Source organism: Rhodomicrobium sp. (assembly GCF_047605405.1).
Lineage (GTDB): Bacteria > Pseudomonadota > Alphaproteobacteria > Rhizobiales > Rhodomicrobiaceae > Rhodomicrobium > Rhodomicrobium lacus.
Window position 1 is genome coordinate 1 of sequence record NZ_JASGFR010000047.1, and the last position, 25761, is coordinate 25761.

At 57.6% G+C, this 25761-nt stretch carries 17 protein-coding genes and 2 pseudogenes; 8 read left to right on the forward strand and 11 right to left on the reverse strand.

Annotated elements, in window-relative coordinates; all coding sequences use genetic code 11:
• Positions 1-164 precede the first annotated feature (164 nt).
• The 6 genes from QM659_RS15010 to QM659_RS15035 form a co-directional block, all read right to left on the reverse strand.
• Positions 165-1310: an isochorismate synthase gene (locus QM659_RS15010; protein ID WP_415189036.1), complete on the reverse strand. Its 1146-nt coding sequence runs from the start codon at positions 1308-1310 to the stop codon at positions 165-167.
• A gap of 115 nt (positions 1311-1425) precedes the next feature.
• Positions 1426-2472 carry a methyltransferase gene (locus tag QM659_RS15015; protein WP_415189037.1) on the reverse strand — a complete coding sequence of 349 codons (1047 nt, stop codon included), beginning with the start codon at positions 2470-2472 and terminating at the stop codon, positions 1426-1428.
• A 53-nt stretch (positions 2473-2525) separates the two neighbouring features.
• Positions 2526-3242 carry a 4'-phosphopantetheinyl transferase family protein gene (locus tag QM659_RS15020; RefSeq protein ID WP_415189038.1) on the reverse strand — a complete coding sequence of 239 codons (717 nt, stop codon included), beginning with the start codon at positions 3240-3242 and terminating at the stop codon, positions 2526-2528.
• A gap of 54 nt (positions 3243-3296) precedes the next feature.
• Positions 3297-4052, reverse strand: coding sequence for a 2,3-dihydro-2,3-dihydroxybenzoate dehydrogenase (dhbA, locus tag QM659_RS15025; RefSeq protein WP_415189039.1), 756 nt, complete (start codon positions 4050-4052; stop codon positions 3297-3299).
• 17 nt (positions 4053-4069) lie between these two features.
• Positions 4070-4942 carry an isochorismatase family protein gene (locus tag QM659_RS15030; protein WP_415189040.1) on the reverse strand — a complete coding sequence of 291 codons (873 nt, stop codon included), beginning with the start codon at positions 4940-4942 and terminating at the stop codon, positions 4070-4072.
• A 12-nt stretch (positions 4943-4954) separates the two neighbouring features.
• Positions 4955-6583 (reverse strand): (2,3-dihydroxybenzoyl)adenylate synthase, encoded by a 1629-nt coding sequence (locus tag QM659_RS15035; RefSeq protein WP_415189041.1) that lies wholly within the window; start codon positions 6581-6583, stop codon positions 4955-4957.
• 267 nt (positions 6584-6850) lie between these two features.
• Here QM659_RS15035 and QM659_RS15040 point away from each other — a divergent pair, with 267 nt between their 5' ends.
• From QM659_RS15040 to QM659_RS15050, 3 genes are all read left to right on the forward strand, one after another.
• Complete coding sequence (locus QM659_RS15040; protein ID WP_415189042.1) at positions 6851-8539, forward strand: condensation domain-containing protein; 1689 nt, start codon at positions 6851-6853, stop codon at positions 8537-8539.
• A gap of 91 nt (positions 8540-8630) precedes the next feature.
• The gene (locus QM659_RS15045) at positions 8631-11714 is read left to right on the forward strand and encodes an amino acid adenylation domain-containing protein (RefSeq protein WP_415189052.1); all 3084 of its coding nucleotides are present in this window, start codon (positions 8631-8633) and stop codon (positions 11712-11714) included.
• A gap of 194 nt (positions 11715-11908) precedes the next feature.
• Positions 11909-13255, forward strand: coding sequence for a condensation domain-containing protein (locus tag QM659_RS15050; protein ID WP_415189043.1), 1347 nt, complete (start codon positions 11909-11911; stop codon positions 13253-13255).
• A gap of 100 nt (positions 13256-13355) precedes the next feature.
• On the opposite strand, the gene QM659_RS15055 is transcribed toward QM659_RS15050, so the two are convergent.
• Positions 13356-16388, reverse strand: coding sequence for a condensation domain-containing protein (locus QM659_RS15055; RefSeq protein WP_415189044.1), 3033 nt, complete (start codon positions 16386-16388; stop codon positions 13356-13358).
• Between the two features lie 340 nt (positions 16389-16728).
• On the opposite strand from QM659_RS15055, the gene QM659_RS15060 reads away from it, so the two are divergent.
• The 3 genes from QM659_RS15060 (at position 16729) to QM659_RS15070 (ending at position 21261) form a co-directional block, all read left to right on the forward strand.
• On the forward strand, positions 16729-17805 hold the full coding sequence (locus QM659_RS15060; RefSeq protein ID WP_415189045.1) for a DUF2218 domain-containing protein: 1077 nt from the start codon (positions 16729-16731) through the stop codon (positions 17803-17805).
• Between the two features lie 345 nt (positions 17806-18150).
• On the forward strand, positions 18151-20202 hold the full coding sequence (locus tag QM659_RS15065; RefSeq protein WP_415189046.1) for a TonB-dependent receptor: 2052 nt from the start codon (positions 18151-18153) through the stop codon (positions 20200-20202).
• A 111-nt stretch (positions 20203-20313) separates the two neighbouring features.
• Entirely contained in the window at positions 20314-21261 is a 948-nt protein-coding gene (locus tag QM659_RS15070) for an ABC transporter substrate-binding protein (RefSeq protein WP_415189047.1), read from the forward strand.
• A 24-nt stretch (positions 21262-21285) separates the two neighbouring features.
• On the opposite strand, the gene QM659_RS15075 is transcribed toward QM659_RS15070, so the two are convergent.
• The 3 genes from QM659_RS15075 to QM659_RS15085 are packed head-to-tail and all read right to left on the reverse strand — an operon-like array spanning position 21286 to position 24139.
• The gene (locus QM659_RS15075) at positions 21286-22344 is read right to left on the reverse strand and encodes a FecCD family ABC transporter permease (protein WP_415189048.1); all 1059 of its coding nucleotides are present in this window, start codon (positions 22342-22344) and stop codon (positions 21286-21288) included.
• Positions 22341-23354, reverse strand: coding sequence for a FecCD family ABC transporter permease (locus tag QM659_RS15080; protein ID WP_415189049.1), 1014 nt, complete (start codon positions 23352-23354; stop codon positions 22341-22343). Before QM659_RS15080 ends, QM659_RS15075 begins: the two co-directional genes overlap by 4 nt.
• Positions 23351-24139, reverse strand: coding sequence for an ABC transporter ATP-binding protein (locus QM659_RS15085; RefSeq protein WP_415189050.1), 789 nt, complete (start codon positions 24137-24139; stop codon positions 23351-23353). Before QM659_RS15085 ends, QM659_RS15080 begins: the two co-directional genes overlap by 4 nt.
• A 391-nt stretch (positions 24140-24530) precedes the next feature.
• Here QM659_RS15085 and QM659_RS15090 point away from each other — a divergent pair, with 391 nt between their 5' ends.
• Positions 24531-24770, forward strand: coding sequence for a hypothetical protein (locus tag QM659_RS15090; protein ID WP_415189051.1), 240 nt, complete (start codon positions 24531-24533; stop codon positions 24768-24770).
• 415 nt (positions 24771-25185) lie between these two features.
• Positions 25186-25320, forward strand: a pseudogene (locus QM659_RS15095) (TonB-dependent receptor plug domain-containing protein); the annotation flags it as partial.
• Positions 25321-25356: 36 nt separating this feature from the next.
• Here QM659_RS15095 and QM659_RS15100 read toward each other — a convergent pair.
• Positions 25357-25665: pseudogene (locus tag QM659_RS15100) on the reverse strand (helix-turn-helix domain-containing protein); the annotation flags it as partial.
• Between the last annotated feature and the right edge of the window lie 96 nt (positions 25666-25761).

Consider the following 25761-nt stretch of genomic DNA (forward strand, 5'->3'; position numbering starts at 1 on the left):
AGTTCATCCCCTGCTTCACGCCAGACGAATGCGAAAACTACTTCACCGCTGCGGGATATGATGCAACCTGATCGGATTTCGCTCTTGCGGCGCTGCTCAAGGGAGCTATGCGGTTTGCGTATCCTTCAATCGGGTAAAATACGCAGCTTATAGTAAATCGGTCGCTACCGAACAAATCCAAGCGCGCCCAGCACTGTGGCGAATTTCGCTTCGATTTCCGCAGCCTCATCGAGCGGCAGGGATCCCGGAACGATTCCTGCGCCGGCGAACAGTTTTACCGATTGTCGAGCGACGTTGGCGCAGCGAAGTGCAACGGCCCATTCGCCATCGCCGGATGCGTCCATCCATCCGACAAATCCCGCATAAAGCTCCCGATCAAAACTCTCTATGCTATTTATCGCCCTCATAGCCGATTCAGTCGGATAACCGCAAACCGCAGGGGTCGGATGCAGAGCAAACGCTAGATCGAGAGATGAGCATCGCGGATCGGACAGATATCCCGTTATCGTTGTCGAAAGATGCCACACTGTCGGGGTTTTGATTAGAGAAGGGGTATCCGGCACGTCGAGCGTCTCGCAGAAGGGCACCAACGCATCCCTGACCGCCGATACGACGAGGGCATGCTCGTGTCTGTTTTTGGCGGAGTGCAAGAGCGCTTTCGCTCTGGCCTCGTCCTCCTCCGGCGTCTTCCCCCGCTTGATCGAGCCTGCCAGCGGATTGGTAGTGATGGTCATGCCCTTCTTGCGAAGGAGAAGCTCGGGACTGGCACCGACGAAAACGTATGGGTGGTTCTCGATCCCAGCAGGAACGGCAAAAGTGTAGCCCGAAGGATTGATTCTAAGAAGGTTCGCAATCAATGAGGATAGACTCAGTTCTTCGGCAAGCGCTATGTCGAGTGCTCGGGCGAGGACAACCTTGCAGAGCGATGCTCCAAATAGCTCCAAGGCTCGCGCGACGTCTTCCGCGAATGCCTTTTTGTGAGGCGACATATCGACGGCGATTGGCCTATAAACCGGCGTTGCGTCGCTTTTTGGGCGCAGATCGACGAAATCGCGCAGTAAATATAGCTTAGCCGATGAGTGGCGCGAAAACGGAACGGCTCCAGCTACTATCTGATGGGCGTCTCTGGTATCAGCGAAAGCCCTGGCAATTGCCGACTTGAGCGTTGATTGATCCGAAAGACCTGAGGTGAGCACTGAACCGCGTATCGGTCCACTGATTGTCTTCCAGTTGGACGAATAGAATAGCGTATTCGCGTCAAACCGGCGTGCATATAACAAGTCGTCTTCGACGAAATACTCGTACTTCATGGCCTGCCCGCTTTTTGATGATTTATCTGCAGCTCAAGATCACGCGATGCTTATGATCTCATCGTTGGCGACGCGATATAAATAATCATCGCATTTGCTATAATGCCGATCATTATCACCGTTTCTGCGGTGAACATTCCAAGATGCAGAGTGGTGTTTCCGTTTTTGCAACGGACGTTGTGTCAAACCCGCTCATGCTGAGCATCTTTGAGAGATCTTCGAAGGTACGCTCCCGCCCTCCAAGCTGGACCATCATGAAAACGTCTTGAGAAGATCGACGTTGTGTCGACGCAGTGCGATCGAGTATGATATCCACGATGACGAGACGTTCGCCGCCCCGCATTACAGCTCTTGTGTTATCGAGTATCTGTTTGACGGCCTGATCGTTGAAGTCGTGAAAAACCCTGCTGAAAATATAAACGTCGCCTGCTGGAGGAATGACATCGAAGAAGGAGCCGCGTTCAATGCTGGCTCGTCCCTCAAACCGCAGTTTTCCGAAAGCGGAGCTGAGGGTACCGCCCTTGCGGGGAAGGTCGAATAGCACTCCTTTCGCCGTAGGGTTCCGCTCAAGAATCTGAGCAAGCAGAGACCCATCTCCGCCGCCGACATCAACTATGGTTACCCCTTCCTGAAACTCCAGATGAGGAATGACAACGGCGCCCATAGCCATCGACGCGCCCCGCATCTGCTCATCGAAGCGCTCTTGCGCCTCGGGATCATTGGCAAGGTATTGGAAGTGCGGGAGCCCATGCGCGAGTTCGAAGGCAGTATCGCCCCTTCGCATCTGCTCATTTATATACTCCCAGGAACGCCAATACAGTGGATGAAGTTCACAGGAAATCCATTGGCAAAGACTGTTATCATGCCCAGGAACAAGGAATTTTGAAGTCGACGTCTCCGTATAATTGCCAGCATCATCCTTGCCGATGATTTCGACGCTAACAAGGTGATCTAAAATCCTTCCGACGAGATTCTCGTGTACACCTGCGCGCTGTGCAATTTCGTCCACGCTGAGCGCGCCGTTTTCGAGCATCGCAGGGATACCAAACTCGACCGCGACACGTATACACTGAGACGTGCGATAGCCGATGATCTGTTGTATCAGCTTTATCGGCGGGTTTTCGGTCCCGGAATTATTTATTGGCTGCTTCTCCATTTCCATGGGCTACCCTTTCCTCCGTTGCGTCCACTGGATTTCGTCAGAAGTGTTATTTTTTATCTTTCTAGCAGGATGCGGGTCAGCAGAAGTCTTTCACGCCGGAGGAATTGCGCGGCAAATTCCGTACCCGCGCGCCAATGGGACCCAAGGTCTCTCGTAACGCGCAACATAGCGTCTCCGCTCCGACCCCAAGTCACAAGTTCGCACGCATCGAAGCCGAAATCGGCCTGAGCATCGGCAGGAAGCGACTTGAACAGGCTTTCCTTCAGGGAGAAGGCGAGTGAAATCGTGAAGACAGCAATCTGCGTCTCCAGCCGCCTCCGCTCGCTTTCGCTCAAGACAAGCCAAGAGATGTCCCGTGCCTCGGACGCGGTCAGGACTTTCTCGATATCGACGCCTGCTCCAATATACCGGTGCGACCTGCCGACCAGCGCGACAGCGCAATTCTGAGTATGTGATATCGCTCCCACGAGACCTTCGGGCCAGTTCGGAACGGGGAACCCGCCGATAATGCCGCAGCCATCGCCGCCCATCAGCAGCCTCACCGCCTGGCCGGCGCAGCGCCGGCCCGCGATGAACTCCGCGCGCCTGCTTGGTCTCGCCTGAGCAATTTGTTGGGGTATGCCCATATCTCCATCTGCTTGAAATAACTCTTCATCTGAGTTCCATCGGAATTTGGTGAAAAGGCATCTGCACTCAGCCTCTTCGTCGTCCCACGGATGGATTTTTTCGAAGAGTCCAGAGTATTGGGATATTTCCTGTTCTTGATGCATGACGTCACTTGCTGCTTGTTCCAGCCAATAATCCTGACAATTACCGCAAGTGGCCTATGCACCGAGCGTTGCCCCCCCATCGACGACGATATCTTGAAGGGTGACGTGGCCTGCATCGTCGGACGCCAGAAAAAGAGTGACATCGGCGATATCATCCGGAGTTGCGATCTTTCCGAGCGGAATGCCGAGCTTGAACTGGTCGGGAAAGCCGCCAAGCAGCCGGTCGCGGTCCGCGCCGCTCGTCAGCATCCCGCTCAACATCGGCGTATCGGTCGAGCCGGGGGAAACGACATTACAACGCACGCCGTAGGGCGCGACCTCAAGCCCGACGCAATGGCTCAAGCTCGCCAGAGCGGCTTTCGAGGCGCAGTAAGAGGCCATGTGTGTGCGGGGCACATGCGCTGCGTTGGACGCGATGTTTACGATTGCGCCGCCCCGCTGTTTCTTGAACATCGGGATCCACTCCCTGAAGAGGTAGAATGGGCCAGCCACATTCACGTCAAAGCATCGTTTCCAAGCTTCGGTGGCGAGACTTTCCACAGGTCCCATTTCGAGCACACCCGCTGCGTTAACGAGAACGTCGAGCCGCTCGACGTCGCACTTGAGGCGGTTGCTGATCGCGCGGACCTGATCAGGGTCTCTGATGTCGACCAGATGAAGCGTGAAGTTGAGTGCGCGCTCGCTCGCTGCGATGTCGAGGCCGATGACGGTTGCCCCTTCTTCCGCGAAACGCTCGGCCACCTGGTGTCCTATCCCGCGTGCCGCGCCCGTTACGAGGACGCGTTTTCCGAGAAAACGACGAAGCGGCATGGTGCTACTCCCGCTCATCAAGCCGCCTTGCATTTCCTATCGATCAGTTCCCACCACGCGCTTAGCGTCGGAGCTCGCGCCAAATCTTCAAAACTGACAGGAACACCGCGCGCTTTCAGTTCACTCGCGAGCCTCATGACCTGCAAAGAATCGATCCCATAAAAGAGCAGGTTCTCGTTCGGATCGATATCCGCCGCATCCTCAAGGAGCGCGCGCACGCGAGCCTCAAGCCAATCCCGCGTGACGACGCTCGCCGCCGACGTTTCGATCAACGCTTCGGTCGCAATTACCGATCCACAGCGCCGTGCAACGTAGTCCAGAGCCATCCGATGCTCTGCCTCCGAAAAGTCGGCGACAGCATCTCCAATGATGAACGGCTGAATGTCACTCATAAAGGCATCGACTGCGGTAACCATGCAGCCGATATGCGCATAGACGCCGCCTATCAGAAGTTGATCGCGTCCGGACGTCTTCATTTGTTCTAGAAGGTTCGTCCGCCTGAACGCGCTATAGCGCCATTTGGTGAGGACGATGTCTTCTTCATTCGGGGCGAGATCTGGAACTATCTGCTGTAGATCGGGATCGGCCTCAGTGAGGCCCGCACCCCACATGTGGTTCAAGAGACCACGATCAACGGTGGATTGTGTGTGTGGTTGCGCGGTGTAAATCACAGGAACACCGTTTTCTCGGGCCCAGCGGCGCAGCGACACCAGATTTTTGATCAGTTCATTTTTTAGGATGCTTCCATCCTCATAAAATCCAAGAAAATAGCGCTGCATATCGTGGATCAGAAAGACCACCCGCTTCGGATCAGGCCGCCAATTCGTCTTGTTGATTGGAAGCGAAGGTGGAAGCGGCATTGGATAATCAGCCAATCGAGGAATAGCCATGAGTACACCTGTTTAGTTGGAGGCGGCGTTACCCGCGAAACCACGCTCTTCGCTCAACCGCTTTTTGTCGATTTTCCCGACAGCGGTCAGCGGCATTGCATCGATGAACGCAATGCGATCCGGCAGCTTGTATTCAGCGGTTCCCAGCGAGGCCAGGTAACGCCTGAGCGTCGAAGATTTGAGGCCGGGATTTCGCGTCACGACAAAGGCGCAGCTCCGCTCGCCCATCGAGGGATCTTTGATGGCAATCAAGGCCGCGTGAGCGACATCCGGGTGCGTTAGAAGCAGGTTCTCGACTTCCTCGGCGGCGATCTTTTCACCGCCCCGGTTGATCTGATCCTTCACTCGCCCAACCACGCGCAGATTACCATCATCGGTGATCCGCACCAGATCGCCGGTCTTGTAGAAGCCTTCATCGTCGAAGGCGTGAGCATTGTGCTGGGGGCTCCGATAATAACCCCGAGAGGTATAGGGGCCACGGGTTGCCAACATGCCGACCTCGCCTTTAGCGACGGGGAACCCTTCTTCGTCGATGATCTTGATCTCGTCGTAAGGACTCATTGGCCGTCCCTGGGTCGTGAAGACACGCTCGCCGGGATCGTCTAGCCGGGTGTAGTTGACGAGCCCTTCAGCCATGCCGAACACCTGCTGCAAACGACACCCCAACGCTTCGGGTATGCGGCGTGCGATGGCTTCGGCGAAATTCGCTCCCCCGACCTGGAGCAGTTCAAGAGACTTGAGCGATGCCTCTCTGCCGGGAAGTGCGTGAAGCCAAAGCGATACGGCGGGAGGCACCAAAGCGACCATATTAACGGAGTGCCTTTCGATAAGGTCGAAACAGCTCAAGGGCTCGGGGCTCGACGCCATGACGACGCACCCTCCGACGTGAAAGACGCCAAGAGCACCGGGCGAACTCATCGGATAGTTGTGTCCCGCCGGCAGAGCGCATAGAAAACGCGTCTTCCGCGTCAATTGACAGATTTCCGCACTTATTCGGACGCTGTAGTCATAGTCGTTGTGGGTTCGCGGGATCAGCTTCGGTGTCGCGGTGCTCCCGCCGGACAGATTGAAGAATGCAACCTCGTCGGGCGCTGAGGGAGCATAACAACTCGGTCCCTCGAACGGCGTATTGATCCAGTGGTCAAGGCTTGAGCTAGAATTCGTCTCTCCCAGGAACAGGGCCAATGAGAGATTCGGCGAGATTTCCTTGAGGACATCCACAAAGGCATCGTCCGAGAACAGCGGATTGGCACGGGTGCCGATCAAAAGGCGGGGCGCGATTTGTCTCGCATGGGCAGCCAATTCAAGCCTGCGGTGAACGAACAGCGCGTTGACCGGCGCCACGCCAATTTTCAGCAGTGCGAAGAAGACGATGTAGAATTCAGCGACGTTCGGAAGCTGTACGAGCGCTGTATCACCGACCTTCATGCCTCGCGCAGCCAACCGCCCAGCAAGACTTGAAGATAGTCGATCCAGATCGCCATAGCTAAATCGACGGTCGCCACAGATAATAGCCAGATCCATCGCGTAGTCGTTCTTTCTATCCTCTATTATTCGACTTAGGGGGCGCCCCAGCCAAAGCCCCTCCGCGACGTAGAGTTCAGCCATTTCATCAGGCCAGCGACAATATTCTATATTCATAGCAAGTCACCCATACACTAATGTATTCCATATCAGTCACGGAATATTCTTGCAACAAAATATTGATAAAATAGAATATGTCTTTTAATTCTTATAATATATATAATATGTGATTCATTTTTATTATTCTAATTCTGAAACATATCAATTGCGCCAACTGATTTCCCTGAGTTACAATATCACGAGTTTTCTGCCTGGAATCATTTGAATTTGACGAGGCAAGTCGATTGATCGTCGCCCTGCTAATCTGACCAAGGTGCATGCGTAATGAGAGAGCTTACCGCAATGCAAGCTGCTTACTGGGCTGGCAGAGCTTCCAGTGGACCTCTTGGAGGGGTCGCGGCGCATCTTTACGCGGAATTTGACAGCGAGGAACTCGTGCCGGAGCGTCTGAACTGCGCACTGGCCCACCTTGGTTCAGTTCATCCTATGATGCGCCTTGCGGTTGACGCCGACGGTCGGCAAAGCATCCGCGAAGGAAGAGAGATGCTCGCCTTGGAAACGGAGGATTTAAGAACGTTGTCGAGCATTTCGCTGCACCGACACCTAGCAGCGAAACGTCGCGCGTGGGCCGAGCGGGCGCTTGATCTGACCAAGGGGCAGGCGACAGCCTTCAGCCTCAGTCTTCTGCCTGGGGGGCGAGCGAGATTGCATGTCGACGCCGACATGATCGCCATTGATCCCGTCAGCTTTCGCGTCATGATGGATGATCTCGCGGCTTTATACCTGGAACCTCAGTCGAACCCCACTGAAGACACGTGCTTCTTCGACTGGCTTGATAGGATGAGCGTGGGAGCCGAACACGCTAGGCAGCGCGAGCGTGATCGGCTTTGGTGGCAGGAGAAATTAGCCGACTTCCCCCCGGCTCCTCTCCTTCCTCCCTTACGGCTGGATGGAACAGCGCGACGCAAGAATTGCCGCCTGGCTGCACGACTCTCTTGCGCGCAGCGAAACGCTCTTGAAGGCGCCGCGCGAGCGTTGCGGGTCACGCCGACGACCCTGCTGCTCGGGCTTTTCGCCGTAACGCTCGGGCGCGCGACGCAATGCGGCCGTTTCCGGCTTAATCTGCCGATATTCTGGCGCGCTCCGGCCATCGGTAACGAGGAGCGGCTGGTAGGAGAGTTTTCCAACCCGCTTGTCGTGGCCATCGATTTGCACACAGTCGATACAGCAGGGGCGCTTTGCCAGGAGCTTCAGACGCAGATCTTCGAACTTCTGGCTCACTCGGCCTATCCGGGCGTTAACGTCATGCGTGATCTATCCCGGAGGCGAGGAGATCTGGAGGTCTCGCCCGTGGTGTTCACGTCCGGGTTTGGCTCAACGGTTGGAGAATTGTTTTCCGAGCGTGTCCGTCGAGTGTTCGGTAAGCTGAACTGGGTGACGTCGCAAGGTCCGCAGGTCGCCCTGGATGTTCAAGTGGCAGTCATCGACGGTGGGCTCCTGATAAACTGGGATGTGCGCATCGACGCAGTCGCGCGCGACTGGGTCATTGATCTTTTCAACGCCTATTCGCGATTGCTGCGAAAGGTGAGCGATCAGCCGGATCTCCTGAGCGCCAGCTTGAGCCGTCTGAACGACGAGGTTCAGCCCTCGCGTCGCTCGGACGAACATGTATCGAGATCGCCCAGCGAAACAGAAAAAATGGTGATCCATCTTATGAATAGGCTTCGCGGCGATCGGGCCGTCCCTGAGACCGATGCAGACATGGTAACGATCATGGCGGAGAACGAACTTGCCGATTTTCGTAACTTTATAAATCGTTACATCACCTCTTGCGCGCTGTCTCGGGATGACCTTCGAACACATAATACCCCTCGTCGTATCGCCGATTTGATGCGCATGCGAACGAATGAAGTCTCCGAGATGATTGCGGGCGCTTTCCTGAAATCCGTGCGCTCAGACGCTCGGACAGGAGATGCCAAACTCCAAGACCAAGGTCGTGATCACGATGAGTGAAGAGGAAAGCGCCCTCGTTCGGCCATTGACGAAGCTGCAGCAGGCTTATCTGCTCGGACGAGAGAGACATTTTCCCCTCGGCGGTGTGGCGATGCAGGAGTTCCGGGAATATCGCGGCCGAATCGATCTCGACAGGCTTCCCGAGCGGCTCATGCAACTCGTAAGGCGCCATGAGTGTCTGCGGATGCGGATTGATAGCGTCAAGCTCGTCCAGCAGGTTCTTCCGGACGCGGCAATCAATTACGAGGAAGTCGACCTTCGGTCCTGTGCACGTTCGGAGGCGTTCGACCGGATTGATGAGCTTCGCAGCGATTTCGCTCATGAGCTGTTCGACCTTGCCGCTCCTCCTTGGCGCGTAGCCGCGTTTCGGCTGTCAGAGCCCGATGATGGCGATCCGTGCCGAGACACGGGAGTCGTCTTCGTCCGCTTCGATGCGCTCATTCTCGATGGCCAGTCGATAGCAACCTTGATGATCGAATTGTTCGGCGCGGAAGCGTTCCACTTGGAGGGGACGAAATCGCCAGCTATCGCTTCGTCTTCGCCCGAAAAAGCTGCAAGGGCCAAGGATGGCGACTACTGGCGGGAAAAACTCGCCCATGTTACCGATCCGGCGCAGTTGCCTTGGAAAAAGCCTCTCGAAACCATCGCTTCGTCGCGATACGACCGAGCAACCCTCATCATAGACCGCGACAGCTTCGCGAAATTGTCCTCAATCGGAGCACGCCACGTCCTTTTCAAGAACACGGTGATCGTGGCCGTCATCCTTGAGGTGCTTTCAAAATGGCAAAAGGAGGGGGCTCTCTGCGTCGGCGTGCCGGTGGCACCTCCCGCATCGAAATCCTTGAGCAACGAATCCAGCTTCATCGCGGTCAGTTGGGACAGACGGGTTGGCTCGATACTTGACCGAACGCGGATGCTGCAAACCGACATACATGAAGGGCTGGCTCATCTCTCGTTTTCGGGCGTCGATATAGCGCGGCTTCTCGTCAATACCCATCGCCAAAGCCCGGCGCTCCCCGTCGTCGTGACCAACGGTCTCTCCTGGCCGACCCTCCCTGCGCAAACACTGGTGCGACAGCACGCTGGGCTTACCCAAACGCCGCAAGTTGCGATGGATATACGCCTGACGCTTGATCCGGCGAAAAACCTTGTCATCGATATCGATCACGCCCGCGAAGCTATTGACAGGGAAATCGTGCTCGATCTGCTCAAGGCGCTAGAGCGCGCGATCAAGGCGATTTGCTCGGCTGGCGCACTGGCCTTCGAACACAGCGACGTCGTCGATCTCCAGCACTACCGGCACAACACGGCCCGGCAGGAGCTCATTTGCAGTGACTATCTGCAACGCATCGCCGACAACCTCTTCAGCCTTCGCACTTCAAAGACGGCGATGGTTTGCGGCGAGCGACGTCTTTCCTATCGGGATCTCGGGCTTGATGTCGCCAAAGCGATGGCGTCGCTTAGGGTGCAGGCAATCGGCAGGGGCAGCGTCGTTGCAATCTGCTTGCCCCGCTCTCCCGAGCACACGGCGGTCACACTGGCCTGCGCTTTCGCAGGCGCGATCTGGGTGCCGATCGACGCCGCGTCGCCGCCGGATCGGTTGCACTATCTGCTCGAAAATTGCAGGCCCGACATCGTAATCGCTTCCAGCATAATCGCCGGCTACAAGACTTTGAGCGTGGAAGAGATGATGGCCCAGGAAGCGCCGCGCGATCCCTATGCCCTGGCGGAACCGCTTGCTGCACTCTCTTCGAGCGAGGAGGCAGGCTATTATCTCTACACATCTGGGACGACCGGCAAACCGAAATGCGTCGTTCTCTCGAACAAGGCAACGTCGAACGTTATCGAACGGACCATCGATGCCTGGAATGTTACCGAGCGAGACGTTTTCATATCGGTGACGCCACTCCATCACGATATGTCGGTCTTCGATATCTTTGGCTGCCTGACCGCAGGCGCGACCCTAGTCTATCCGGAAGCCGCCAAGGAGAAGGATGCAATCGACTGGAACCGGCTCATCGCCGAGCATGGTGTCACAATCTGGTGTTCCGTGCCTGCGATTCTGGAAATGCTCCTCGCTTGTCGAGGAGGCGGCGAACTCAAATCTTTGCGGCTCGTGGCGCAGGGCGGCGATTACATCAAGCCATCGGTGGTCGAAGAGCTTCGCCAGATAAACGCGGCCTTGCGCCTGATCTCCCTTGGCGGACCGACGGAGACGACGATCTGGAGCATCTGGCATGAGATCGGACCAGACGATATCGATCATATTCCCTATGGACGACCGCTGCCTGGAAACAGTTATTTCATAATCGACGATCTCGAAAACCACTGTCCGGCGGACGTCACCGGACGGATCCATACTGCCGGCGCAAATGTGGCGCTCGGCTATATCGAGAACGGCGGCCTGGTTCAGACAGATTTTGTCACCGTCGCCGATGAGAACGGGCTTCACGTGCGCGCCTTTCGCACCGGCGATTGTGGCCGGTATCGCAAGGACGGCACGATCCTCTTTTCGCATCGCGTCAACGGCTACATCAAGATCCGTGGCGTGCGTGTCTCCCTGCCAGACATTGAAAGCGAACTGGTCGAGCACCATTCCGTGCAACGCGCCCTCGTCGTAGACTATGGAAGCGAGCATAGGGGGGAAGCAGCTATCGGCGCGCTCTACGTTGCCAGACCAGGAGCGGATATAACGGCTGCCGAACTTCGAGCATTCGCCAGAAAACGATTACCCGAGTCCCACGTGCCGACGGTCTTCATGCGGGTGGACGACCTGCCGCTTTCGCCGAACGGCAAACCCGATCGGCGGCGCGCCCGCGAGCTTTTCGTCTCGGAAAGTGACCGCGAGCATCAACCCGGGAGCGTTTCATCACTCTTGACGACCTCGGACAGGGAACGGCGCGTACTTGCCATCTATCTTGAGGTTCTCGGAGCGTCGGCAGATGGGCCGGATTCAGGAACGCAATTCATGTCGCTTGGCCTGCTGCCGTCGCATCTGCATGCGGTTTCGCGGCGAATGGGTGAGGAATTCGGCATGGAACTCTCGCCGAAGCAGTTGCTGAAGTGTCGGAATGCGAGGCAGGTCGCAAGCTTGTTGCCACCTCAGCCTGAGAAAATCCTATCAGATTTCAACATCTGCAGCACCTCTGGAGAAATGTTAAAATATTTCCGATAGATAAGAGAAAAAAAAGAGATAGATTGCCATTTTGGTTTGAGCAAAAACTAATAATATTTTAATAATTTTGCGCCAAATCGGCATATATTTGACGCAAATAAGCTTATCAAAAATACAGCTTTACACCGTAGTGCTGCGCATGACTTTCAGCGCAATGTTGTAAGTCTGCCCGCTCACCATCGATGAGGTATTTCATGCATGATATCAACCCGGGTGGCGGCTGGATGCCGTTGACTCTACCTCAGCTCGATTTTTGGGAAGAGTTTCTGTTTCATCCTGATCAGCCGCTTTCGACCGTTGCCCACTGTCTTGAAATCGATGGTAAAGTCGACCAGCTGGCCTTGCTGAAAGCTATCGCCCAAAGTGCTCGCGAAGCCGAGGTTCTATCTATACGGTTTCGCATGACGGCGGATGGAGAGGTGCCGCTGCAACGCTGCGATCCGGATCGCATTCCCACGCCCGCCTACGTGGACCTACGCGAGTTTCCAAATCCGCTCGCAGAGGCGAGCCGGCGGATGAATTCCGATGTCGCGGCGAAGCTCGACCTTCGAACTGACATGCTTTCCACCCAAGCACTGTACCGCGTCGGGGCCGAACGATACCTTTGGTATAGTCGCGCTCATCACATCATCGTGGACGGCTATGGCCTTGCCCTGATCGAGCAACGATGCGGCCAACTCTATCGCCATTATCGGGGGGCGGAAGAGCCCGGCAGTCCCTTCCACCCTTTCGCCAGCTTCATCGAAGAGGAAACAGCCTATAGGGAAAGCGCTCGATGGCACGCCGATCGGGCCTACTGGGCAAACTATCTCGCCCAGGGCGTCCCTGTTTCGGTCCTCGACAAGAGCAGCGAGGATTACGGCGGCGGCGGCCACCATTCCCATGATAAGCTTGAGGACGAAGTTTCTCGAAACCTGTCGGATCTTGCCTCATCCATCGATCTTGGCTGGCCGGACGCTCTGAACCTTCTGACGGGCGCCTATCTGTACCATGGCCTCTCTCCCGAGGAAGGCGGAGGCGGAACGAGGCTTAGGCTCTGGTTGCCGTTCATGAGCCGCTGGGGCAGTGTCGGCGCCTACACCCCGGCGATGCTGGTGAATATCCTTCCCTTCCACCTCGCCTGCGACCGGCAGGAAACTCTATTGGATTTTCTGGTGCGCAACGCCGTGGTGCTCAGAAAACAGCGGCTTCACGGTCGGTTTCGCATCGAGCAGATTGCGGCCGACTATGGTCTTACGAAGGGACAACGCTTTTTCTTCTCGCCGCTCATCAATGTGTTGCCCTTCGGCTCGCCGGAATTTCGCGGATGCCGTACGGCCAGGCACGTCCTTGCCAGCGGCCCCGGGGACGGCCTCAACATCACCTATCGCGGCCAGAACGACGGAAGTGAACTGACTGTGCAGATCGATGCCGACGCGGCGATGATCGGAAGTGATCGTTTCGAGAGGCATCAGCGAGCATTGCGAAGTTTTCTGGCGATCGCCGTCGCTCCGGGAGCAGCGACGCTTCCGATGAGCGAGTTGTTGCTGCAGTCCGACTGACGCAGAGCCGCTCAATCAATACCGGTCTCGATCAGGATTACCCTGATCGAGACCGGATCAGCGCGGCACATCGAACCGCAACGCGCTGATGTCCGGCTCGTCATGAAAGATTGGAGATCGGCCGGATCGATACGCCCGGCTTCGAGAACGAGGCGAAGACATCACTCGTCGTTTTGCGTAAGCGCTCGACCTGTTGGGGCGTATAATGATCGCTCCGATAGCTCATAAGCACGCGGATCGACCGCTCCTTGTCGATCTCTTCTTCCATCACCTCAAACTGCAGCCCCAGAAGCGATTCATGTTTGTCGGGATCGATCTGGCGGAAACGAATTTGTGACCCGCCGGGACCGTTTATCGCTCCGTTCAGTTTGTTCTTGGCGTGTATCTGGATGAAAACCTCGAACAGGTGATCACGCCCCGGCTCCATGCCGAGCGCCTCTTCCACCAGATCGATCGGAATATCCGTATACGGCATGGATCCGTTGATCGTTTGCTTCACGGTATCGACCAGTTCCCCGACGCTGGTGGCGGCCTGAAACTGCAAACGGTGAGCGACGACGGTGGTGAAATAGCCGATCGTATCGAAAAAACTTGAATCGGTGCGCCCCGAAGCCGAAGTCCCGATGACGATGTCGGTCAGTCCCCCGATCTTGTGAAGCGATGTCACGATCGCCGCATAGACGACATTGAAAAGAGAGGCGCCGCTTTCTTTCGCAAGTCCATAGAGGCCGTCTGAAACGTGGCGCTCCAGCCTGAATTCGACCCAACCCCCCGCAGGTGAGGCGTCGCTTGAAAGATGCGGAACGGGAGCGGCGACGTCGAAGAGCTTGAGTTCCCTGGGTGCCGTCCGGAGCCTTTCCGTCCAATAGTCGAGGTGTATGCCGTTCACCCCGGTTGTCATTTGCCGGCCCGCAAACTTCGCGAACGGAATGGGCGCTGTCGTCCAGACGGGAACTTCTCCTGTCGCTCGAGCGCGATACGCATGCACCAACTCGTCCATCATCAGATTGACCGACCATTCATCAAGAACAATGTGATGAAACAGGAAGGACAGCGTTTGCCGTCCCGTTACAGGATCGATCAGGAAACGCAGACGGATCGGAAGTTCTCTGGCAAGGTCGAAACGGTAACACGCTTCCGAATGACGGCTTATTCCTGCGCTGTCTGGACTGGTCCAGAACCACTTGTAACGATGCAGTTCCTCGGGGGGAACCTCTCGCTGGATTACGTCGCAGTCCTCTGGAGTGAAGAGTGTACGCAAGCCGGAATGACGCTCGAGAATATCCTGGAAAGCTCGCTCGAAGACGCGCTCGTCGACTGGATCGATAAAATCGAGCGCGAATGGAATATTGAAGACCTCGCCGAAGTCAAAGGCTTTCCAGGCTTTCCAAAGTGATGCCTGTGCCAGCGATAAGGGCGCAGTCAGAGGCTTCTCGTCCCTCTTATCCTTCCAATGCGAAACTGCGGCGTCTGACAAGCGTGCATATCGCGCAAGCGAAGCCGCGGTCGGATGGCTGAACAACTCGTTGAAGTGGATTTCGATCCCATGCTTGCTCAGAAGGCGACCGATGATCCGGGTAGCAGTCAGCGAGTGACCGCCATGATCGAAGAAGTCGTCGTCAGGGCCCATCGTGGCGAAGGCGAGGGCTTCGCGAAATTCGGCGAGAATGAGAGCGGTGACGCTTTCCGTTTCGACAGCGACAGCTTCAACCGGCCGAACAATAGGGCTCGTTCCCTGCTCTTTTGCGACATGCGCGGTGATAAGCGGAGGGGCCCACTCCTCTGTCTCTCTCTCGCCACCGAGGAAGGCCACAAAGCGCTCCAACAGAAACGCACAGGCATAGCGGGAGATCGCCTGTCCGGTTGAAAGCTCAAGCACGACATTGCCGTCAGCGTCAAAGCCGGTAGCCAATTCCAAATCAGGTCGCAGTTCCAGAGTTGGAATCAGGAGATGTTCAAAGGTGATTTCGCCACGAGACGTGGCTGGATCATCAAGTCGTCTGACATGGATCTCTGGTACGCTTGGGTCCGGAGGCAGTGGAGAGCCAGGCATCGCTCCCTCCAGCCGAGCCAGAATAAGGTCGAGAGCTTCTTTCGCGGAACAGCCGCTATCGAAAGCTATTACAGTGTCATGCACCCAATCGGACGCAGCACGACGCTGCGAATTTGTGTTGTCGATCGGCTTGCCTGCATCAAATCGATGCCGATCCAACGCAGCCGAAGATGAGCCGTCCGGATCTCCCTTCCAATGACGAAGGACCAAGCCAATTTTCGCGTGACCGCCGAGACGGCACACGAATCGAGCGAAACGCTCGGAAATTGTCGCGATGAGCAGATCAGCGAACGGAGAAGAGCCCAGCACTTCCGCGTGGACGATAGCACGGCAGCACGTGGTCGTGTTTCTTCCAGACGGCGCCTTCACCGCCGACGATCCGAGATCAGCGTGTTCGATCGAAAGGTTCTTCTCCGTTCGCCGGATCCAGCCTATGGGCGCCGCACGATTTTCGTCGAAAGAGAAAGGAGAATAGCACCGTTGCGCGGTCTCAGGCCGTCTACCTTCATACGCGGCCATAAGGGCGCGAACAAGAAACTCAGGCGTATAAGCCTCGTCAAGAATGCGATTGAGGAACAGGGCGATATAAGCGTCACTGCCAGTCAGAAACAGCTCCGCTCGAAAAGGCGGCACGCGCTCGGGATCCCAAGTTTCACCTTGCCGCGCCAGCACGGCTTCGATGAGCTCATGTCGCGAGCCGACGGCCCGGATAGCCACGCATTCGCTTTCCCGAGCAGATATCTGTCTGCGAAGCCCCCCCTCTTCGTCGAAGTAATAGCGGGCGTTCAAATCTGGCATCGCCAGTATGGTCTCGTAGATCGACGATACAAGCTTAGATACGTTGAGGCTTCCGCTCAAACGATAGATCGCGCTTCTAACGCAGACTGCATCAGGCTCCTGCTGCTGGAGCAGCCACATCCGCTCTTCATGCTCAGTTGGATGACGATTAATTTCCGACATTTTCGCAGATACTTCTTTGACAGTGTCAGTCGGCACGAGCTCTTTTGCTAGATTTGCAAGTTCTTTGGCAAATTTTGCGCGCTCGGCAGTCGTCATCAAGCAATCAATGTCACGCATCATGCGGCTTCCGTTCCTGCAACTGTTTTGCCTTCTTGTTATTATTATAACTCAGGCAAAGACGATGATTGGGCATCATGTATGCCGGACCGTATAATCGCTTTTCATGTATTCTATCAATGGATATGTTGGCGCGCGCTGCGATCAACTCACAGCCCAGCGCGGCAACTACCAATAATTATAACTAAAATAATTCAAAAATATCAAAATGCTTGAAATATTTCTTGTCGTGATACAAACCTGTCAGTAGCATCTCCCGTCACGTTCATTCATCTGAATGAGCGCCCGTTTCTATTCGACAAATCTCTGGAAAGGTCGAAGAATGCGCCTCGTTGCGACAGCAGTGGCTACTGTCAAAGATCCAATCCGCGTCATCGAAAGCGTGTGTGAACATTTTTCGGATCATGACGCGGAGGTGCGACGCGAAGAGGCCGCTTATGTCGTGAACTTTCCCTTCGGCATCGGCTATCTGGCGCCGAAGGCGAACACGATCTCGTTGCGCGCGGAAGCCGATGAGATGCTGGGGCTTTATTATATGCGGATGGCCCTTGCCGGCCACATCAAGGAACTGGCTGGCGAGCCCGAGCCGGACATCGTCTGGTCTGGCGACGGAAGCGCTATCATGACGCCTCCGAATTTCCGACTGATCCGGGTTTGCGCAATACGCGACATCACTCCGCACATGCGGCGGGTCGTCTTCGCGGGGTCGGACCTCGCCCGCTTCGCCTCAGACGAGGATCTTCATATGGGCCTCGTCATCCCGCAGCCGGGCACGACGATGGTTGTGCCGACGATCGGCAAGGACGGTTTGCTGTGCTGGCCGGAAGGGATGGCGCGCCCTGTCATACGCCGGTACACGACGCGGCGCTGCGATCCGCAGGCCGGTACGTTGGAGGTCGATTTCGTGCTTCACGACGACGCCGGGCCTGGCGCGGCCTTCGCTGCAAACTGCAAGCCGGGCGACGTGCTCGGTGTGGCGGGGCCGTTCGGCAGTTCGGTTCCTCGGGATCGCGGTTGGTATCTTCTCGCGGGCGACGAAACGGCGCTTCCCGCTATTTCCCGGATGCTTGAGTTTCTGCCGGAGACCGCGCGCGGCGTAGCGCTGATCGAGGTCGCGGACGAAGCGTGCGAAGTGGAAATCGCGAACCGCACGGCCATCGAGCTGCGATGGCTGCACCGAGGCGGTGAGGCTCCCGGCACGACGACCCTGCTGCCCGACGCCGTTCGGGGCGTCGAGTTCCCCGCCGATCCTTCCTCCGCTTACGCATGGGTCGCCTGTGAATTCGATGCGTTCAAAGCCATCCGCGCCCATTTGCGCAAGGAGCGCGGGTTGAAGAAAGGCCAGCAACTCGTCGTCGCCTACTGGCGGAAAGGCGCGAGCGATGAAGAAGTCGCGGAAACGCCCCAGCGTGACGACTGAGGCACCAACCGGGAGCCGCACTCCCTGCAAAAACTCGCGTAATTAAGCTATCGGCGGACCGGGCCGACTCCGCCGATCTGCATATTTTGCCGCGGAACAGCGAGAACTGGCAATCTGCTAACTTTTGCTTATTTACGCTTAGTATGCGTATAATTCTAGAGTATTCATAATGCAGAATAATTATAACTATATAAGACACAGTTACGGACAAACTTTGTCCGAATTGGAACAACCAGAGTTGAAATACGTCTCTGCCTAATTCATCCTTTGTGCGGGCATTCTAATGGGCACCGAGGAGAAAAACCGGGCATGTTGTGGGGCAGCAGGGCGGCTTATGCCGCAACGATGGCGTTTGCGTCGACGTTGGTTGTTGTATCGGCAAGCGGACAACAAGCGTTCGCGCAGGAAGGGACGGTCGCGCTCGACACGATCACCGTCACCGGCGAAAAGATCGAACGCGATATCATGGAGACGGCGTCTTCGGTAAGCGTGATAAGTGCGGAGGATCTCGCGAAAAAACAGAGCGCAGCAACCGTCTCCGATGCAATCAACGACATTCCCAATGTTGTCTATCCTGGCACAGTCGGTGCACCGATCATCCGCGGTCAGGATACACAAGGGTCGAATTTCGGGTCGACGGCGTTCTTCGGCGGCACCATACCGCGCGCGACCGTCAATCTCGACGGCCACTATTCAAACTTCTATGAGCTTGTATACGGGGGAACCTCGATCTGGGATGTCAAGAGCATCGAGGTGTTTCGCGGTCCGCAAACGACCACCCAAGGTGCAAATGCTATCGCTGGCGCGATCATCGTCAACACTAACGATCCGACCTTCAATACGGAAGGGGCATATCAGGTCGAAGTCGGAAATTACGACAAGCGCCGCACGTCGCTGATGGTTAACCGTCCCATTATCGACAACGAACTCGCCGCGCGCTTTACTCTCGATTACTGGAGTCGGTCGACTTTCATCGACTATACCAATCCGACTTTTGCGACGGGTGATAACGGCGTCAATTTCAAAACCTTGAACGGTCGCGCCAAACTCCTCTGGACACCGACGGACATCCCAAGCCTGACGGCTAAGCTGACATATGCACACACCTATAACAGCCGTCCAACCTACGAAGCCGCATCGGTTCCATATGAAGATCTCAAGAACCGGACAGGATCAATGCCGGCCTACGAGCAGGATACCGACAGCGGCGTCCTCGACCTGTCTCACGATCTTGGCGGCGGGATAAAGCTTTTCAATCAGTCGCAGATTTCGAGTTCGCATATCGCACGCACGATCATACCGGAAACTCTCGGCGCAGCGACCATCGATCAGGAAAACATCACGAACGAAGCGCGAGTGACTTACGGCGACGTCGGCTCGCGGCTCAGCGGCGTTACAGGTGTCTTTGTCGCCCACACCACGTCGGAAGACTGGCTCAACAACCGGGGCATATCCAGCTTCGACGACGAGAAACTGAATGTCGGCATCTACACCGAGTCGTCCTATAAGCTGATGGATCGCTGGACGCTGACCGGCGGCCTGCGTTACCAGCGCGACAATACCCAACGTTGGGGCAGTTCGGCAGGCTTCGCGCCCGGTCAGTATCTCAATTTCGATGAAACCTACGACGCGTGGTTACCGAAAGTGTCGCTCACTTATGAGGTTATCCAGGACGTGTCGGTCGGCGTCCTGTTCAACAAGGGATATACGCCCGGCGGCGTAAATCTGAGCTTCGCGAACCGGAAGTATCTTACGTTCGATCCAGAGACGGTTAACAACTACGAAATTTTCACTCGCGCCAAGCTGCTGGACAACAAGCTCACGCTGACCGGCAACATTTTCTACGCTGACTATTCCAATGCGCAAAGACTCCAAGATGATTTCCTTGGAAACGTATTATACGGCGCCGTAGTGGTGAACGCCGATAGCGCGGAAGCGTACGGCCTTGAAGTCTCTGGAACCTATCAACTTCGAGACGACTTCCGCATTCGCGCGGGCGCTGGCCTGCTTCACACACGGATCAGCGAATATACTGACGCGGCCGGAAACGCGGTCAACGAGGGCAATAAATTCGGAAACGCTCCTGGCTACACGCTGAGCGCGGGCATCGATTGGGATATCATCGAGAAGGTCAAGTGGAGCGTCGATGTGCGCCATACGGATGGCTACTATTCCGCCGACGACAATAACCCACTCTACCACGTCGATAATTTTACCGTCGCCAACAGCCGGATTTCCTACGACTGGACCGACAACACTCAACTCTACGCCTATGTGAACAACATCTTCGACGAGCGCACCCCGCTTTGGAAGTATCAGGATCGGTCGATCGGCGGCGTAGCGGCAAACATGCTGGAACCGCGCATGATCGGCGTCGGCATCAAGGGCACGTTCTGACGCGCAATCCGGCTCCCGCCGGTTCCTGTGATGCGTCCGGCGATATTATCCAGAGGGAGGATCCGGGGTGTCAACGCGCCTCGGATCGCTTTGTTGCAAAAGGAACCATCCATGCGATTGTCGATTTTGTTCGCGCTCTTTTTCACCGTCAGCGTCGCCTTCGCGGGAGAACGCACCGTCACCGACGACACGGGGCGAACCGTCACGATACCCGACGAACCCAAGCGCATCGTCGTCATGCACGAGCCGCTGCTCGGCGTTCCGTTGATGGACCTTGGCGTCAGCGTTGTCGGCGGTTACGGCCGCACGGACGAAGGCAAGTTCGTCAGCATCGACTTCATCGACACCGTTCTAGGCAAGGGGCTGCCCAAACCGAAAGGCATAGGGCCGTTCGGTCAGGTAGACCTCGAACGCCTGCGCGCGCTAAACCCCGACCTGATCATCGGCATGGAGATCGACGTCGACAAGGTGGCGCAGCTTTCGACCGTCGCGCCCGTCTATCTCCAGAAGGTCAGCAACGGCAAGACGCGCGGTATCCGCGTCGAAGAGGAACTCGCGCAGCTCCTGGGTCGGCAGCAGGCGCTCGCGGAGCGCATGGCAATCTACCGCGCGCGCCTTGAGACCGTTCGGAAGGTGCTGCCCTCCGATCCGACCGGCAAGACCTATCTCGCGGTCTTCCTCACCGATCAGCTCAACGCCGTCGGCGACATGTCAGGCGCGATCCAGGCGATCGAGGATCTTGGCTTCACGCCGCTGAAGCTGCCCCAATCGTCTGCATCCGGCATGGGCTCGACGCTGCTCGCCCCGATGAACCCCGAGGTCTTCGCGCGGGCGAACCCCGATCTTCTGATCGTCATGAACACCTATATCGGCGCCCGTGACGAAGCCGGCACGCGCGCCGCCCTCGACCGCATCGTGCCGGGTTGGGATCGGTTCACGAAGCCGGTCCGCGAGGGAAATGTGGTGTTTCTCGATTCGTCGAAGGTTACGACCCCGACGGTCGCCAGCGCGCTGCACACCTTGGACGCCATCGGGGCTTGGGCGAACAAGAGGCGCTGACCGTTTCGATTTCTTCCTGCGGCCCTACGCGCGCCTTCGCCTGCTCGAAACGGACAGCGTGACGATGAAAATCGGCACGCCGATCAGCGTCAGGCTGAGGCCGATAGGCAGGGGGATATTACCGAGCAAGCCGCGTGCAAGAGCGTCCGCCGCCACGACGAGAATGCCGCCCATCAGGCCCGAGAGCAGCAGCCGCGGCCGACCGACCGCCGGGGATACGAAACCCGCGAGGTGTGGGGCCAGAACTCCGAGGAACGTCAGCGGACCGACGGCGGTGACGGCCGACGCGGCCAGCATCACGGCAAACACCAGCAGCACCGGCCGCGACCGGCCGACCGGCTCGCCCAGCGCCATCGCCATCTCGCTTCCGAGATCGTAGGCCTGAAGCGCGCGCCCGGCGAACAAGATGCCGACGAGGCTTGCGACGAAGACGACCGCAAAGCTCGCGATGCCGGGCCAGCTCGCGCCGAACAGCGAGCCCGCCACCCAGTCGGACAAGGCATAGGAGGTTTCTGGCGGGGTATAGAGGAGGAGAAGCGTGTCGATCGACGAGAGCACGGTTTGAATCGCGATGCCCATCAGAAGGATCGAAAGCCCGGACGACCGCTCGCCGCCTACGAGCCAGATCAACAGCAGCGCAACGGCGAGCCCGCCTCCCATCGCAGCGAACGCGATGAGTTCCCGGGGTGCGCCGGGAGCGATGACGGCAAGCAGCATGATCATCGTCATGGCTCCCTGGCTGAGCCCGAACAGGCCAGGGTCGGCCAAGGGATTGCGGGCGATGGATTGCAGGATCGCGCCCGCGAGCGCAACGCACCACCCCGCCATGAAGCCCATGACGATGCGGGGGAGGCGCACCGTCCATAACGCGTAGGCCTGTTCGTCGCTCAATTCCTTCCCAAAGAACAGGCGCACGAGATCCGAAATTCCGGCGTCTGTCCTGCCGAGACCCGTAGAAAGGGCCGCGAGCAGAACGGCCGCAACGACGAGACCGGCCGCAGCCAGAAGATTGCCTGTCGGGATTTCGAGGCCGGTCGAGAAGCGGAACACCGCCTTTCCGTCTGTCGCGCGCTCGCGCCTCATGCAAGCCCCCTCGCCGAGCCGGACAGATAGAACCGCCTCACGATGACGATGAACACCAGGCCGCCAAGGAGGTCCATCAGGACGCCCGTGTGCAGCACATAAGGGTGGAAGGCCGCGCGTGCACAAAGGTCGGCGAGGAGACAAACGCTTGCCCCGGTCACCATGCACGCCGGAAGGAGCGCCGAGAGATTGGAGCCGACGAGCGGGCGCAGGATATGCGGCATAACGAGCCCCACAAAACCGATCGGCCCGCAGATCGCGACCGCCGATCCAGAGGCCAGAACCGTCGCCCCGATGGCGAGATTCGAGACGAGACCGACCCTCACACCCGCCGAAGCTGCCTTTTCATGGCCGAGAAGGATCAGCGTCAAGGACCGGGAGAGCGCTGCGAGGAACAGCAGCGCCGCCGCGCCGATCCACCAGAAGGCGTAAAGGCGGTCGCCGTAGACATGGTTGATGTTGCCCGTCACCCAGCCGAGGAAATCCATGCGCCGAGCCGGGTCCGACAGAAGGAACGCATTCGCGATACCGATGAAAAGGATCGACACGAGCGCTCCCGATAGAATGAGAGCGAGTCCGCGCGGATCAGCCGAGCCGCCAGCCAGTCGCGCGACGGCGAGGCAGGCGAAAAACCCGAAAAGTGCGCCGATAAGCGCGGCCATTCCCTGCGCCGTCATGCCGAAATCGAAGAGATAGGCACCGGCGACAACGAAGACTGTCGCGCCCGCGTTCATGCCGAGCGTCGAGGGCGAGGCGAGCGGATTGCGCACAAGCCCCTGCAGCACCGCGCCGCTCACCGCCATGGTGGCGCCGACGTAGATCGCGATGAGCGCGCGTGGAAGCCGCTGGTAGAGGACAACGGCCCCTTCGTAACTGTCGGCTTCCATGTGAAAAAGCGCGCCGATCGCGTCGGCTGGAGAAATGGAGCCGGGACCGAGGGAGATATTGGCGAAGAATGCGAGCGCGAGGACGAGAGGCGTGCTCGCGAGAACAAGGCTCCGCCGCGTCATGCCGTGACCGCTTCCGCATGGAACATGCGCGGCAGGCAGACAACGCGGCCATCACGCGAGAAGATGTCGGCTTCGAAATCGAACGCCTGCTCCACGTTGGCCGCCGTCATGGTCTCCTGCGCAGGCCCTGCGGCCACGACCTTGCCATCGCGCAGCATCACGACGTCATCGGCGAATGCAGACGCCAGATTGAGATCGTGCAGCACGACGATCACCGTCTTGCCGTGACCCGCAGAAAGTTCGCGCACGAGGCCGAGCACCGCATATTGATACTTCATGTCGAGATGGTTGACCGGTTCGTCCATCAGGATGACGTCCGCTTCCTGCGCGAGCACCATGGCAATCCAGGCGCGCTGCCGCTGACCGCCGGACAAGGCATTGACCTGACAGCCGGCTTTATCCGCGAGACCGACGAGGTCGAGAATTTCCGCGAAAAGCCTGCGGTCGCGCGCAGAGGGGCCGCCGACGAGCGAATAGCGCGCGTATCCCGCCAGTTCGATCAACTCGCCGAGCGTCATGTAATCGGGACACTGACACTCCTGCGGCAGGTAGGCGATCCTTTTCGCGAGCGCCTTGCGCCCAAACGTCCGGATTGGCTGCCCCTCTAGCCGGATCTCGCCACCGTTTACGGGCATGAACCCCATGATGGCCTTCAGGAGTGTGGACTTGCCGCAGCCGTTCGGCCCAACCAACGCCGTCACCCGGCCACGCGCGAAGCTTGCGGACAATGCATGCAGGACGACGAGCCGCCCGTAACCCGCTGTGACATGTGTGACCTTGAGCACCGGGATTCGTTCTCCGTGATCTTCCGAATTCTCGCGAGGCCCAAGGTAGATCAGGTCGAAGTTACCTCACAAGGATATTCGTCGCTTATTGGCCATAATGAAAAGCAAGCCGATGGATTGCATTTGCGTTACGGAAGTTATATTTATAATAATTCCAACTTGATTGATGTCTACTGCGCGAAAACAGGCGCTCACCATTCGCAGGCGGAAAGGTCATCATCGGATTCAGGGGGCGTACCATGCAAAATGGCGCGCCTGCTGCTTCAGCGGCGCGGATCGCGTTGCGAATGGCCCGGTTTTTGTGAGGGGCGGGACAAGGATCTGTTCGACATAGGCCAGAACGGCCTCGCCGTTAATGGGCCGTCCAGCACGAAGGCGCGGTGATCGCGTCATGGCGCAGTGCGGCGAGAAACGTCAGCGTTTTCCAGTGGCCATGTGGAACTTTGGCGACGAGCGGCTTGCCGCGTCGGCACCAGCCGCCCGTGCGGGTCATGTTGGTTTTTGCCCGGTTTTCATTAATGAAAACAAGGCGGGATGGACCAAATCGAGGCTGGTATTTCTTCCAGCGCAGCCGGCGCCGGGCGAGCCGGGGACGATCCTGCTCGGCTGCGAACAAGGTTTTTTAAGCTGATCTCCCGGCGTTTGAGGAAGCCATAGCGTGTCGCGGGACACGGTAACGCCGCGCTTGCGCAGTTCATCGCGAAGGCATGAAGCGTCAAATCGGGCTTCTCATCCGGTCACGCCAACAGCTAATCGCGCTCCGCCTCTAAAAGCAAAGGGCGTTTGCTACCCATTGGCTTTGGGGCAACGCTTGCCTGTTGCGCTTTTGCGTTGCGTCCACTTTACAACGCTTGCCACGCTGACATCGAACACCGTTGACCGCCGCTCGCATCGTCTGACCGCTCGCAACAAACGCCACCACAGATCCAGAGAATAGGCTCGCGCCATACAGGCTGGCCTCCGCCCAGCATGTAATTTGAATGCTCGCCCAGAATGGGAATCCCCGACGATTAAAGTCAGAAAGATTCTAATGAATTGCCTATTCGGTGAGCGTCGTAAACAGCGACATGATCGAAGACCGGCAGGCTACGTCGCTGGTCGATATCCTGAAATACATGCCGTCGACGCAGATGGAAGCGCGCGGCGGCCTGGACGTGGGGCGCGCGCAAAGTCGTGGCATGGAAGCGGGCGTGGTCGACACCAACCACACCGACGGTTTGAATTCTGTCGGTACCCGCCGCGATCCCGCGATCCTGAAGAGCGGCCCGAAGCTCCTGAAGCGTCATGTCCGGCGTCTCGTCGACAAGAGCGAGGATCAGCGCTGCGTGCGCTTCGATCCGCCCCGAACGACGGTCGCCGCCCAGCGCCTTCGGCCGCGCACCGCCTTGCCAACGTTCGAGTGCACGCCAGCGGATCGCGCTCGCCGCGCTGACGCCAAAGCGTTCCGCCGCCTGGCGGCAGGACATCCCGCCGGAAATCGCAGCAAGAACCCGCACACGAAGATCAAGAGACAGAGCTTTCGATATGTCCGCCGGCCTCCCGCTCCGGCAGACAGTTTGAATCAGATCCGCGCTCGATTGGGAATCCTTGGCGATTCGATTGGATGGGATAACGCTCTAGGT

Coding starts and splice junctions, on each gene's coding strand:
- QM659_RS15010 (WP_415189036.1), bottom strand. CDS start 1,310: ATGAAGTACGAGTATTTCGTCGAAGACGACTTGTTATATGCACGCCGG.
- QM659_RS15015 (WP_415189037.1), bottom strand. CDS start 2,472: ATGGAAATGGAGAAGCAGCCAATAAATAATTCCGGGACCGAAAACCCG.
- QM659_RS15020 (WP_415189038.1), bottom strand. CDS start 3,242: ATGCATCAAGAACAGGAAATATCCCAATACTCTGGACTCTTCGAAAAA.
- dhbA (WP_415189039.1), bottom strand. CDS start 4,052: ATGCCGCTTCGTCGTTTTCTCGGAAAACGCGTCCTCGTAACGGGCGCG.
- QM659_RS15030 (WP_415189040.1), bottom strand. CDS start 4,942: ATGGCTATTCCTCGATTGGCTGATTATCCAATGCCGCTTCCACCTTCG.
- QM659_RS15035 (WP_415189041.1), bottom strand. CDS start 6,583: ATGAATATAGAATATTGTCGCTGGCCTGATGAAATGGCTGAACTCTAC.
- QM659_RS15040 (WP_415189042.1), top strand. CDS start 6,851: ATGAGAGAGCTTACCGCAATGCAAGCTGCTTACTGGGCTGGCAGAGCT.
- QM659_RS15045 (WP_415189052.1), top strand. CDS start 8,631: ATGCAGGAGTTCCGGGAATATCGCGGCCGAATCGATCTCGACAGGCTT.
- QM659_RS15050 (WP_415189043.1), top strand. CDS start 11,909: ATGCATGATATCAACCCGGGTGGCGGCTGGATGCCGTTGACTCTACCT.
- QM659_RS15055 (WP_415189044.1), bottom strand. CDS start 16,388: ATGATGCGTGACATTGATTGCTTGATGACGACTGCCGAGCGCGCAAAA.
- QM659_RS15065 (WP_415189046.1), top strand. CDS start 18,151: ATGGCGTTTGCGTCGACGTTGGTTGTTGTATCGGCAAGCGGACAACAA.
- QM659_RS15070 (WP_415189047.1), top strand. CDS start 20,314: ATGCGATTGTCGATTTTGTTCGCGCTCTTTTTCACCGTCAGCGTCGCC.
- QM659_RS15075 (WP_415189048.1), bottom strand. CDS start 22,344: ATGAGGCGCGAGCGCGCGACAGACGGAAAGGCGGTGTTCCGCTTCTCG.
- QM659_RS15080 (WP_415189049.1), bottom strand. CDS start 23,354: ATGACGCGGCGGAGCCTTGTTCTCGCGAGCACGCCTCTCGTCCTCGCG.
- QM659_RS15090 (WP_415189051.1), top strand. CDS start 24,531: ATGGCGCAGTGCGGCGAGAAACGTCAGCGTTTTCCAGTGGCCATGTGG.